13 protein-coding genes are annotated in these 12,208 nt (G+C 64.2%); 8 read left to right on the top strand and 5 right to left on the bottom strand.

All coding sequences use genetic code 11. From position 1 onward, the window contains the following. Window positions 1–32: 32 nt before the first annotated feature. A complete protein-coding gene (locus tag K307_RS11240) occupies window positions 33–1,556 on the bottom strand; it encodes a UxaA family hydrolase (RefSeq protein WP_042878248.1) in 1,524 nt (507 codons plus the stop codon). Between the two features lie 52 nt (window positions 1,557–1,608). Continuing rightward, window positions 1,609–2,625, bottom strand: a complete 1,017-nt coding sequence (locus tag K307_RS11235) for a tripartite tricarboxylate transporter substrate binding protein (RefSeq protein WP_042878246.1) — start codon at window positions 2,623–2,625, stop codon at window positions 1,609–1,611. Between the two features lie 143 nt (window positions 2,626–2,768). Between K307_RS11235 and K307_RS11230 the strand changes: the two genes are divergently transcribed. Next, window positions 2,769–3,710 (top strand): LysR substrate-binding domain-containing protein, encoded by a 942-nt coding sequence (locus K307_RS11230; protein WP_042878244.1) that lies wholly within the window; start codon window positions 2,769–2,771, stop codon window positions 3,708–3,710. A gap of 54 nt (window positions 3,711–3,764) precedes the next feature. On the opposite strand, the gene K307_RS11225 is transcribed toward K307_RS11230, so the two are convergent. Continuing rightward, window positions 3,765–4,523, bottom strand: coding sequence for a sulfite exporter TauE/SafE family protein (locus K307_RS11225; protein ID WP_042878242.1), 759 nt, complete (start codon window positions 4,521–4,523; stop codon window positions 3,765–3,767). Window positions 4,524–4,561: 38 nt separating this feature from the next. Between K307_RS11225 and K307_RS50335 the strand changes: the two genes are divergently transcribed. The 4 genes from K307_RS50335 to K307_RS46045 all read left to right on the top strand — a co-directional run bounded on the left by K307_RS50335 (window position 4,562) and on the right by K307_RS46045 (window position 7,529). Beyond that, on the top strand, window positions 4,562–4,696 hold the full coding sequence (locus K307_RS50335; protein ID WP_268989192.1) for a hypothetical protein: 135 nt from the start codon (window positions 4,562–4,564) through the stop codon (window positions 4,694–4,696). A 244-nt stretch (window positions 4,697–4,940) separates the two neighbouring features. Then, window positions 4,941–6,374, top strand: coding sequence for a cytochrome ubiquinol oxidase subunit I (locus tag K307_RS11220; RefSeq protein ID WP_042878240.1), 1,434 nt, complete (start codon window positions 4,941–4,943; stop codon window positions 6,372–6,374). 4 nt (window positions 6,375–6,378) lie between these two features. Beyond that, a complete protein-coding gene (gene cydB, locus K307_RS11215) occupies window positions 6,379–7,386 on the top strand; it encodes a cytochrome d ubiquinol oxidase subunit II (RefSeq protein WP_042878238.1) in 1,008 nt (335 codons plus the stop codon). Continuing rightward, entirely contained in the window at window positions 7,386–7,529 is a 144-nt protein-coding gene (locus tag K307_RS46045) for a DUF2474 domain-containing protein (protein ID WP_080744990.1), read from the top strand. Before cydB ends, K307_RS46045 begins: the two co-directional genes overlap by 1 nt. 62 nt (window positions 7,530–7,591) lie before the next feature. Here the strand turns inward: K307_RS46045 and K307_RS11210 are convergent, their stop codons facing one another. Continuing rightward, a complete protein-coding gene (locus K307_RS11210) occupies window positions 7,592–8,983 on the bottom strand; it encodes an RNA-guided endonuclease InsQ/TnpB family protein (RefSeq protein ID WP_051974815.1) in 1,392 nt (463 codons plus the stop codon). Between the two features lie 107 nt (window positions 8,984–9,090). Further along, on the bottom strand, window positions 9,091–9,732 hold the full coding sequence (locus K307_RS11205) for an IS607 family transposase (RefSeq protein WP_042878237.1): 642 nt from the start codon (window positions 9,730–9,732) through the stop codon (window positions 9,091–9,093). 157 nt (window positions 9,733–9,889) lie between these two features. Here K307_RS11205 and K307_RS11200 point away from each other — a divergent pair, with 157 nt between their 5' ends. The 3 genes from K307_RS11200 to K307_RS11190 all read left to right on the top strand — a co-directional run bounded on the left by K307_RS11200 (window position 9,890) and on the right by K307_RS11190 (window position 12,203). Beyond that, the gene (locus K307_RS11200) at window positions 9,890–10,108 is read left to right on the top strand and encodes a hypothetical protein (RefSeq protein ID WP_042876292.1); all 219 of its coding nucleotides are present in this window, start codon (window positions 9,890–9,892) and stop codon (window positions 10,106–10,108) included. 13 nt (window positions 10,109–10,121) lie between these two features. Continuing rightward, a complete protein-coding gene (locus K307_RS11195; RefSeq protein ID WP_042878236.1) occupies window positions 10,122–11,741 on the top strand; it encodes an IS66 family transposase in 1,620 nt (539 codons plus the stop codon). Between the two features lie 225 nt (window positions 11,742–11,966). Next, window positions 11,967–12,203: a hypothetical protein gene (locus K307_RS11190; RefSeq protein ID WP_042878235.1), complete on the top strand. Its 237-nt coding sequence runs from the start codon at window positions 11,967–11,969 to the stop codon at window positions 12,201–12,203. The last annotated feature ends 5 nt before the right edge of the window (window positions 12,204–12,208 follow it).

Below are 12,208 nucleotides of genomic sequence, written 5' to 3'. Positions count from 1 at the left end.
GGTGTAAGCAGAAAGGATGTGAGGAGCGGCAACTAGCTGACGATGCCCATGTGCCAGGGCACGAACTCATTGTCGCCAAGGCCGAGCGCTTCGCTCTTGGTGGGCTCGCCGGATGCCGCGCGCAGGATGTATTCAAAAATCCGTTGGCCCATCTGCGGCACGGTCAGCTCGCCGTCGAGCACCAGCCCGCAGTTGATGTCCATGTCCTCTTGCAGCCGGTTGAACATCGCCGAGTTGGAAGCGAGCTTGATCGTCGGCGCCGGCTTGGAGCCGAACATCGAGCCGCGGCCGGTGGTAAAGCAGATCAGGTTGGCGCCGCTGGCGATCTGGCCGGTCACCGCCACCGGGTCGTAGCCGGGCGAGTCCATGAAGACAAAGCCAGACTGGTCGATCGGCTCGGCATACTCGTACACCGCCTGCAGCGGCGTGGTGCCGCCCTTCATCGCGGAGCCCAGCGACTTCTCGAAGATATTGGCGAGGCCGCCCTGCTGGTTGCCATGGCCGACCACGCCGTTGAACTGTGCGTTGTGCCCGGCGGTATAGCGTTCCCACCAGGCCAGCCGGTCCAGCAGCTTCTGGCCGACCTCGGGCGTCACCGCGCGGCGCGTGAGCATGAACTCGACGCCGTGGATCTCCGGCGTCTCCGACAGGATCGCCGTGCCGCCATGGCGCACCAGGAGATCCATCGCCGCGCCCAGAGCGGGATTGGCGCTGATGCCGGAAAAACCGTCCGAGCCGCCGCATTCCAGGCCGATTTTCAGGTGGCTGGCCGGCACCGGCTGGCGCACCGCCGCGTTGGCGAGCGGCAGCATCGATTCGATCGCCTGGATGCCGGCCGCGATGGTGGCACGCGTGCCACCGGTGTCCTGCATCACCAGCGTATGGACAGCGGGCCCGGGCTCCAGCCCTTGTGATTCGACCAATGAAGCGACCTGGTTGCGCTCGCAGCCGAGGCCGACGATCAGCACGCCGGCCAGGTTGGGATGGCGCGCATAGCCGGCCAGCGTGCGGCGCAACACATCGAAGTGCTCGCTCGGCGACGACATGCCGCAGCCGCTGGTCTGCGCGAACGCGACCACGCCGTCGACGTTAGGATAGGCCGCCAGCCGCTCAGGGGTGAAATGCGCGGCGATCTGCCGGATCACGGTGGACGAGCAGTTGACCGACGACAGGATGCCGATGAAGTTGCGCGTGCCCACACGCCCGTCGGGACGCACAAAGCCGTTGAAGGTGGCGCGCTGCGCCTCGGGCACGTAGTCGACCGGACGCACATCCTGGCAGAACGCCGGGTCGCGGTAGAAGTCGACCAGCGTCAGGTTGTGCGAATGCACGTGCTCGCCCGGCGCGATGTCGCGCGCGGCCACGCCGATAACGGTGTCGAACTTGCGCACCGGCGTGCCGGCCGTGATCGCGCAGGCGGCGATCTTGTGCCCGGCCGGCACCTGCGCGCGCACACGCACGGCGGGATCGGCGAGCTGCTGGCCCAGGGACAGGTCGTTGCGCGCGACCAGCACGTTGTCGTTGGCGTGCAGGCGGATGACGGGATTGGGATTCACTTGGGGTTCGCTTGTTGTGCGCCTGCGGCCAGGCTCGGTAATCGCCTGCGGCTCAGCTTTGCTGCAGCAGTTCCTTGAGCTTGAGGCGCTTGATCAGCTGCGTTTCCTGGTCATAGACGCTGGCCACGTACTTCTTGTAGTCGGGACCGTCCAGGTACATCAGCGGCGCATCGAGACGCGCGGCCACCTGCTTGAACTCGTTGCTCGCCACCGCGGCGCGGAAGGCGTCGCGCAGCTTCTTCTCAACCGCGGGCGGCAGGCCCTTGGGTGCACCGATGCCGTTGGGCGCTTCCACCACCACGTTGTAGCCAAGCTCCTTGAGCGTCGGCGTGTCCTTGAAGCGCGATGCACGCTGCTCGCCCCAGGTCGCCAGCAGGCGCAGCTTGCCGGCTTCCACGTGCGGCGCCCACGAGCTGGAATCGGCCAGCAGGTCCACCTGCCCGGCCAGCACGTCCTGCAGCGCGGCCGCGCCGCCCTTGTAGGCGATCGCGTTGAACTGGATGCCCGCGGCCAGCGCAAACTGCTCCATGCCGACATGGGTCGCGCCGCCGATGCCGGCGTGCGCATACGTCACCTTGCCGGGATTGGCCTTGGCGGCGGCGACCACGTCCTGCAGCGTCTTGTAGCGCGAGTTGGCGGGCACCGCGATGCCGAAGGTCTGGCCCGAGGTGCGCGCCAGGTAGGTCAGCTCGGTGCGCGGATCGAGCGGCAACATGCCGAGCTGCGAGAAACGCGTGACCGAGATCGGGATCTGGCCGATGGTGTAGCCGTCCGGCGTGGCGCGCGCCAGCGCCTTGGTGCCGATCATGCCGGAGGCACCGGCGCGGTTCTCCACCACGATCGACTGCTTGAGGATGCCGCCGGCCACCTGGCACAGCGCGCGCATCGACTGGTCGGCCGTGCCGCCAACCGGCCAGGGGCAGATAAAGGTGATGGGACGCTCGGGATACTCGCCCGCCAGCGCGCGGCCAGCCGGCAGCAGCACGCCGGCGGCACCGGCAGCAACGCCCGCGGCAGCGCCGATGAGCAGGTTGCGGCGCTTCAGATCGATGGGGAGTCGTTGAGTCATTTGCGGGTGTCTCCGATGTTTTGATTATGGGCGAGGCCGGCGCAGCCGGCTTCTTCATGCCAGCATTCTGGCGCGACCTAACATAACAATCCAATCAAAAACTAGCATTGCTTCATAAGCATATAGTTATGTAGACTCCGGACATGGTCCAGATCGATCGCGCGCTGCGCTCCAATATCAAGCTGCGCCACCTGCAATTGCTGGTGGCGCTGGATGAGTTCCGCCATCTCGGCCGCACCGCGGAGTTCCTGTCGGTCAGCCAGCCGGCGGTGTCCAAGGTGCTCACTGAGGTCGAGAAGGCACTGGGGCTGACGCTGTTCACGCGCTCCACGCGCGGCACCGAGCCCACGCCCGCGGGAGAATCGCTGGTGCGCTTTGCGCGCTCGGTGCTGGCGCAGTATGAGCAGACCCGCGACGAGATCGCGGCGGTGCAGAGCGGCGCTTCGGGCCGCATCCGCGTCGGATCGATGGGCGCTGCGCTGCCGGTACTGCTGGCGCGGGCCGTGGGGATGCTGAAGGACCGCTATGCGCGCGCCACCGTGCTGGTGGAAGAAGGCGACCTCACGCACTTGTTGCCCAAGCTGCGCCTGCGCGAGCTCGACCTGATCGTCGGCCGGCTCGAACCCGGCTATGCGGCGCCCGACCTGCTGACAGAAGCGCTCTACGACGAGCCGATGGTGGTTGTCGTCAAGCGCGGCCACAAGCTCGCGCGAAAGGCGCGCCCCGGCTGGGCCGACCTGGCGGAGATGCCTTGTGTCATGCCGCCGCCGTGGGCATCGCTGCGCGTGAAGATCGAACAGGCGTTCTACCGCTACGGCCTGCATCCGCCACAGGACGTGATCGAATCGTCGTCCTACCTCGCGCTGTCCACCTTCGTCAGCCAGCGCAATGCCGCGGGCTTCATGGCGGCATCGGTGGCACGGGCGCTGCAGGCCGAAGACCGGCTGCATGTGCTGGCGATGGAGGTGCCGGTGGACCTGCCGCCAGTGGGCATCATCACCCTACGCGAGCGCGCACCGTCGCTCAGCGGCGACCACATGGCGGCCTGCCTGCGCGAGGCTGCAGCGGAGGTCAAGAGCGCTTAGCGCGCGGCCTCGCACGCGAAGTCTTCATCGCTGCGGATTGAAAAAGGCGCTGGACTAGTTCGCACCGCGCGCCAGCAGCACCGGCACCGACGTCGCCAGCAGCGCCACCCCGGAGGCTGTCAGCAGCGACAGCACAACCTTGCGAAAGGTGGTCTCGCTAATGCCGAGGTAGAGCCGCGCCCCCAGCAGCGACGGCACCAGCATCGCAGGCGCCACCACCAGGAACATCGGCAGCATCTCGCGTGTGACGATGCCCTTGCCGACATAGGTGGCCATCGTCACCGCCAGCGTAGCGAGGTTGAAGTTCTGGATCACCGCGCGCTGCTCGTCCTTGTCGAAGCCGCGCAGCGTACACCACAGCGTGGGGATCACGCCGGTGAAGCCGCCGATGCCGCCCATCACGCCGCCGGCCGCACCGGCCACGCCATCGGCCACGCGGGCGCCCACGCCGATATGTGGCAGCCGGCGCGCCATCAGCATCACCGGGCACCACAGCGTCAGGAAGCCGCCGAGCACGGCCTTGAACCACTGCGCGTCGAGCATCGGCAGGATCGCCACGCCCAGCGGGATCCCGCACACGCCGCCGGCCACGAACGGCCACAGCCGCCGCCACGACAGCCCGCGCCGCACCGATGCCGCTGCCAGCAACTGGCCCGTGAGCGCGCCGAACACCGTCATCGCCGAGGCGAGCCGCGGCTCTATCGCCCAGGCCCAGAACGACATCGCCACCATGCCGAACGCAAAGCCCGACAAGCCCTGGACAAAGCCGGCCACGACAGCGCCGGCGATCACGATCAGCAAGGTGGAATCCATATGGGCAGCGAGGTCCGCCGGGGCGCGGAGGCAACGATATGTCGTTTGGCAAAGCGCGTGACTATGCACTTGATTACTCACCTTGTCAGCCGGCGATGCTGCTGCAGCGCGCAAAACTGATACGGCGTTTTTCCATTGAGGTGATGCTGTTCGGCGAACTCGCGCTTGGTTAGCATTACCTGCAAGCATGACTGAAGGCATGCAAAGCGGCGAATGCGATACGCCTGCGACGAATTGTCGCCCGCCCGCTGCTTGCTGCCATGCTGCACTTTGCGCGGCGCGCGGCGTACACTACGCTTTCCCGCACGCGCCTACGGCCCGCGCCCCGGCGCGCCCCTGCCGACTGGCCCGGCCTGCCTCACGGCAGCGCCGCGCCGTCCAAGGCGTGCGTCAGGCCAGCGCCACGGAGAACACGACATGTTTGGTTTGACCGCGCTCGACCTCGCCCGCATCCAGTTTGGCTTCACCATCTCTTTCCACATTGTCTTTCCCGCGATCACCATCGGCCTGGCCGCCTACCTGGCGGTGCTCGAGGCCTGCTGGCTGAAAACGCAGCGGACGCATTACCGCGACCTCTATCACTTCTGGTCCAAGATCTTCGCCGTCAACTTCGGCATGGGTGTGGTGTCCGGGCTGGTGATGGCCTACCAGTTCGGCACCAACTGGAGCTTCTTCTCCGAGTTCGCGGGCAGTATCACCGGCCCCTTGCTGACCTATGAAGTACTGACCGCCTTCTTCCTGGAAGCCGGCTTCCTGGGCGTGATGCTGTTCGGCTGGAACCGGGTTGGGCCGGGGCTGCATTTCTTTGCCACGGTGATGGTCGCGCTCGGCACGCTGATCTCGGCCACGTGGATCCTGGCGTCCAACAGTTGGATGCAGACGCCGGCGGGCTTCGAGATCATCAATGGCCGCGTGGTGCCGACCAACTGGTTCGAGGTCATCTTCAACCCCTCGTTCCCCTACCGCCTGCTGCATATGAGCGTGGCGGCGTTCCTGGCCACGGCGCTGTTCGTCGGCGCCTCGGCCGCATGGCACCTGCTGCGTGGCCGCGACAACCCCGCCATCCGCAAGATGCTGTCGATGGCGATGTGGATGCTGCTGATCGTCGCGCCGATCCAGGCCGTGATCGGCGACCTGCATGGCCTGAACACGCTCAAGCACCAGCCGGCCAAGATCGCCGCGCTGGAAGGCCATTGGGAGAACAAGGGCCATGAAGGCCTGCCGCTCCTGCTGTTCGGCTGGCCCGACATGGCGCGCGAGGAGACGCGCTTCGCGGTGGAAGTGCCGCGCCTGGGCAGCCTGATCCTGACCCATAGCTGGGACGGGCAGATCAAGGGGCTGAAGGAGTTCGCGCCCGAGGACCGGCCCAATTCCACCATCCTGTTCTGGTCGTTCCGCGTGATGGTCGGGCTGGGGCTACTGATGATCCTGCTGGGCATATGGAGCCTGCTATTGCGGCGCAAGGACAGGATGTTCCGCGCGCGCGGCTTCCTGCATATGGCGCTGTGGATGGGGCCGACCGGCTTGATCGCGATCCTCGCTGGTTGGTATACGACCGAGATCGGGCGCCAGCCGTGGGTGGTCTACGGCCTGCAGCGCACCGCCGATGCGGTGTCGCCGCACGGTGTGCCCGAGCTGGCGCTGACGCTGGCGATCTTCGTGGTGGCGTATTTCTTCGTGTTCGGCGTGGGCATCGCCTACATGATGCGGCTGGTGCGCAAGGGGCCGGCGATCGAGGAACTCAAGCCGGAAGGCGGGCCCGGGCGCGGGCATACGCCGGCGCGGCCGCTGTCCGCCGTGGACGACGACGAAGTGCTCGCCCCCACCACCGTTGCACGCAGCCGGAGCTGACACCATGGGTATCGATCTCTCCCTTCTCTGGATCGTCATCATCTTCTTTGGCGTGATGATGTACGTGGTGATGGACGGCTTCGACCTGGGCATCGGCATGCTCTACCCGTTCGTGCCGGACCGGCATGACCGCGACGTGATGATGAATACGGTCGCGCCGGTCTGGGACGGCAACGAGACCTGGCTGGTGCTGGGCGGCGCCGGGCTGCTGGCGGCGTTCCCGCTGGCGTACTCGGTGGTGCTGAGCGCGCTCTACCTGCCGCTGATGCTGATGCTGCTGGGGCTGATCTTCCGCGGCGTGGCGTTCGAGTTCCGCTTCAAGGCCAACGATCGCGAGCGCCCGGTGTGGGATGCGGCCTTTATCCTGGGCTCGGCCACGGCGACCTTCTTCCAGGGCGTGGCGCTGGGCGCCTATATCGACGGGATCAAGATGGAGGGCCACCGCTTTGCCGGCGGGCCGCTGGACTGGCTCACGCCCTTCCCGCTGTTCTGCGGCCTGGGGCTGATGGTGGCCTACACGGTGCTGGGCAGCACCTGGCTGATCATGAAGACCGAGGGCGAGCTGCAGCAGCGCATGATCAAGCTGACCGGCACGCTCGCCTGGCTGCTGCTGGCGGTGATCGCGGTGATCAGTCTGTGGACGCCGCTGACGCACCCGGAGATCGCCGAGCGCTGGTTCAGCCTGCCCAACCTGTTCTGGTTCTCGCCGGTGCCGATCCTGGTGGCGCTGTGCATGTTCATGCTGATGCGCGCGCTGCGCCGCGAGCCGAATATCTCGCCGTTCATGTATGCGCTCGGGCTGGTGTTCCTCGGCTACAGCGGGCTGGCGATCAGCGTCTGGCCCAATATCATTCCGCCGAATATCTCGTTCTGGGATGCCGCCGCGCCGCCGCAGAGCCAGGGCTTTGCGCTGGTCGGGGCGCTGTTCATCATCCCCTTCATCCTGATGTACACGGTGTGGGCCTACTACGTGTTCCGCGGCAAGGTCCGCCACGGCGAGGGCTACCACTGATGGGCGCGCAACGTCCCGGCGCATCGACCTGGCTGCGCCGTGTCGGCTGGCTGGTGCTGATCTGGGCGGCCAGCGTCGCGGCGCTAGGCGTGGCCGCGTGGGTGCTGCGGATAATCATGCAGGGCGTCGGCTTCCGTAGCTGACGCCTCACACCTTCCTGTTTTTTCTCCCGATGCCGCGCGGCGCATATGCCGCTCTTCCAAATCTAAGCAAGCCTACGCATCGCTAATGGCGACGTCTTTGCAGATTTGGACGCGCGGTCACCAACCCGAGCGCGCGGTAACGCGCGCATTCGCTGCCGGTACTCCGGCAGGCGCATTGAATTCACATTGGCGCCCCCTCTCGGGACTCCCGTCCATCCTTGCGGATGGAATCGCCAATCACACCGCCCGATAATCTGAACGGGGCCCGAGCAGGGCAGATGGGAGCAGTCCACAGCGTCGCCGACTTGCGTCAGCAGCCGCCGCAGACCGTTTTGACAGGCATTCTCGTCGCGCAGGTGGCAGGTGCCGCAGCCCGGGCAATCCCACTCCCGAATTGCGGGCGCTATCCCGCCCTCGACAACGTGACCACACGCATGGCACGTTCGCGTGGTGCCGGTTTCATCCAGCACCAGCGCATGCTTTCTGGAGCGCGTCGCGACCCACGAGACAATGTCCTTGAATGCACCGTGCATCGTTCTGTTTCTTACCGCGCGGTTGTATTTGCGGCCCTTGCCGTGGTTGGTGTTCTCCGGCACGTAGTTGCCGATCCCAATCACGTCGTAGTGCCTGCAGAGCTGGTTCGCCAGCGAATACATGAAGTGCTTTTTCTGTTCTCGCACTTTGGTTTGCATTCGCTCCACAGCGTCGTCCAAACGCTTCCAGCGGCGACTGGGACGCCAATGCGTCGACACCGTGCCATCGCCGTGGATGGTATCTACCCACAGCGACTTTGCTATGCACCGGTCACGCAGACTCGTTAGCCGATCGAGAATGCGCTCCGACTCCTTCAACTTCTCAAGATTGGACAATTCGAAGGCGCGCCCCTCAGTATCCAGAGCGTAGCCAAAGTTCTTCAGGTTCGGATCGATGTAGACCACGCGCGTGCCGCGTTGCCTGGCCTTCTTCTGCCCCTTGAACGTGAACACAGCGAAATAGCGGTCGCGGCCCTCGCGGACGATCCGGCAAGTGCGAGCGCTCGCGATCTCCTTGGGTGTCTTCTCCATCTTCAGGCGCAGCGACAGCCGCTGTCCTTGCGCGTTCGCGCCGAACGATAGGTTGAGCCAACCGAACTGGGAAACATTCCAGCCTTTGCCTGGCTCGTCGTATTCCAGGCTCATCCAGTGCTTGGCCCATGCCTTGTACTTGACCCAGCCCACGTCTGGGCCGCAGCGCTGTCCATTCTTCGACTTTCGATGCGAGGCAATGGCCTTGGCCATGCGCAGCGCGACATTCTTCAGCGGTGAAGAAAACACGCAGCGCAAGAACCGATGACGCTCCTTGAGCGGCGGCACGAGGTTGCGAAGCCCGATCTCGGAATAGACCTCCGACAGGAGCTTCTTGGTTCGCGCCTCATCAAGATAGCCATAGCCGCCGACGATGGACAACTCCGCCATGCGCGTTCCATAGCCAGTTGCAGATTTTGGATTGCCCGTCGAGCTTGCCCGCAGCATCAGCGTCCACCACCAGACGGACCTTCCTCGCGAACTGGATAGTGGTGGGATCAGCCCTCTTGAATGGCATCTGCAGCCTCTTTCAGGGCTTTCATGGCGTGACGATTCTTGTGGGAACGGCTGCCATAGAGGCGCGCCGAAAAGACGGTAATGATCTCAAGCACGTCGCAGGCAAGATCCTCCTCATACGTCGAATCGCCTTTGGCATTGATGATGACGACTTCCGTTCCGAATTGCTCGCACAGAGCAAAAACGAGCTCTGCACCAAATCGCAAGAGCCGGTCCTTGTGTGTGATGACAAGCCGATCAACGCCTCCGGCACAGATACGTTTGAGCAGTTGCTTGAGGCCCTTCTTCTCATAGTTCATGCCGGAGCCGAGATCCCGGATGAGTTCGAAGGGCCATCCCTTCGCAGCGCAGAACGACTCCAGCACCTGGCACTGACGCTCCAGATCGGCCTTCTGGTCGTGGCTGGAAACGCGCGCATAGGCGAGCGTAGTACGCCCGCGCTCTGCTTCCTCGACCTTCTTGCCGGCCAACTCCATTAGAGCGGTCAAATTATAGCGACGATGACCACCCGGAGTCCGATCGGCGGAGATCTTCCCGTCGAGCTCCCATCGGCGAAGCGTGCCAGGGTGGATGCCCAGCATCGCGCACGCCTCCTTCATCGTAACTTTAGCAAGTATGCTCATGGGTGATCATAATTGCATACCTATAAGGTAAGTTCTCAATAAGCCGGGGCAAGGCCAGGTGGTGAGGCGTGGCCGGTGACTGGAATGTCGGGGTGGAAATATCGGCGCGACCTTGCCGTAAGCCGCAACGAGTTCCACTTGTAAACGCTGGGTGGAGATGTTAACTTTCGCCGTCGCCATCCACGCTGCCCAGGTCATGACCACTTGCCAAAAAATCACGCTGCCGGACATCGCGCGAGAAGGATTGACGCCAAAAGAACTTGAGGTGTTGGCATGGGTTGAGGGATTGGTCGACATGGCCAATGGCTTGCAGCAGGAGAAGGAGCAACTGGAACAGGAACTCGCCGAGCTGAGAAGAGCTGCAAAGCGCGCGTAGCCTGACTGCGGCCGTGAAGAAGAAGCTTGTTGCGCCGTACATTGCCGAGGCCGAACGTACGCCGGCGGTGCTGAAGGTGCTGGCCTGGGGTGAAGATCTCGTGGCGCTCATCCATCGTCTGGTGGAGAACGCGGGGCACATGAAAGACGAGGTCGCGGTGCTCAAGGGAGAGAAGAAGCGCCCGACGTTCAAGCCAAGCCGCATGCATGAGGAGGCCGGCAAAACCAGCGAGTCCAATCGGCGGCAGCAGGGCAAACCAGCCGGTCGACGCGGTTCGCCCGCCAGGAGCAAGACGGGGCAGCTGAAGATCGATTGCGAGCAAGTCATCCAGCCGCCCGAGTCTATCCCGTCTGGCTCGCGGTTCAAGGGCTACCGGGATTTCGTGGTGCAGGACCTCGTGATCGGGACCCACAATACGCGCTACCGGCTCGCACGCTGGCAGACTCCGGACGGTCAAACGCTGACCGGGCAGCTGCCCAAGGCCGTTGCCGGCAGCCACTTTGGCGCGACACTGGTCAGTTACGTGCTGTACCAATATCACCACTGCCACGTGACGCAGCCGCTGCTGTGCGAGCAGTTGCGGGAATGGGGTATCGAGATCTCGTCCGGGCAGATGAATGCGCTGCTGCAGGAGGACAAGCAGTGCTTCCATGAGGAAAAGGAGGGTCTGCTGTCGACGGGGCTGGCGCTCTCGGCGTATGTGACGGTCGACGACACCGGCACGCGGCATCAGGGCCGCAACGGCTATGTCACCCACATCGGTAACGAGCACTTCGCCTGGTTCAAAAGCACAAGCACGAAGAGCCGCATCAATTTCCTCGAACTGCTCGCAGCGGGACATGGCTACCGGGTCAACGACGAGGCCTTCTCCTACATGAAAAAGCATGAGCTCCCACAGGCGTTCGTGGAAGGGCTGCGTCAGCATGAGTGCGCGAGCTTCGCCAACCAGAGTGCGTGGCTGTCTCATCTGGACAGCCTGGGCATGGACGTTACCCGCCACCGGAACATCGCCACCGAAGGGGCATTAGTGGGCAGCCTGAGGCGACGTGGCGTAGCCCAGGATCTGGCCATCATCAGCGATGATGCGGGACAGTTCAATGTGTTGATTCACGGCTTATGCTGGGTCCACGCCGAGCGTCTCGTGCACAAGCTGCTGCCGCTCAATGACCTACATCGAGAGGATATTGCCCGTGTGCGCAGCGAAATCTGGTCGCTCTATGCGGATCTGAAGGAATACAAGCAGAATCCGACGATCCGGCGCAAAGCCGAACTGCAAAAACGCTTTGACGCAGTCTTCATCCAAAAGACCCGTTACGCAACGCTGGACCGTTTGCTCAGACGCCTTCACAAGAACAAGTCCGAGCTGCTCTTGGTGCTCGAACGCCCCGAGATCCCACTGCATACCAACGGCAGTGAACGCGACATTCGCGACCACGTGAAAAAGCAGAAGATCAGTGGCGGCACGCGCAGCGAACTCGGTCGTCAATGCCGTGACACCTTCTCGAGCTTGAAGAAGACCTGTCGAAAGCTGGGAATCTCGTTCTGGGACTACCTGGCGGACCGCATCACACACACCAATCACATTCCCCGACTTCCCCACCTCCTCGAACAGCGCATCGCTCGCTCGACCTGAGCGACGTGCCGCCGCTTGCCCCGTTTTATTGAGAACTTACCCTATAAGCAGTTTACAAGGGGCTGCTCACTTGCCCCGCGCGGCCTTGTCACGCCTGCCTTGTCTGCAATGCTTCCAAGAATCTGAATAGCTCCATCAGCATTCTTTGCCTCTCTGTCACCACGGTGACAACCCCGGTTCTTACTCTGCGGGCGCCACGCTACCGATCCCTGCAGGAGATGAACCATGACCTTCCGACCTTCCACCCTTGCCCGGCCGCACTGGCTGGCTGCCCTGCTGCTGTGCACGGCGCTGAGCGCCTGCGGCGGCGATTCCGGCGACAGCCCCGCCACCGGCTCGCCCAATGCAGCGCCGGCCACGCCGGGCGCCCCCGGCACCGGCGGCAACCCCGGCCAGGGTAACGGCAGCGACCGGCCTGGCGAGACGCCTGCCGTGAAGCCGCAGATGCGCTGCGCGCCCTGAAGCCG

This window comes from Cupriavidus necator A5-1, from assembly GCF_000744095.1.
Classification (GTDB): Bacteria; Pseudomonadota; Gammaproteobacteria; order Burkholderiales; family Burkholderiaceae; genus Cupriavidus; species Cupriavidus necator_A.
Note: the sequence above shows the minus strand (reverse complement) of the source record. Positions and strands in the feature narration are given on the sequence as shown.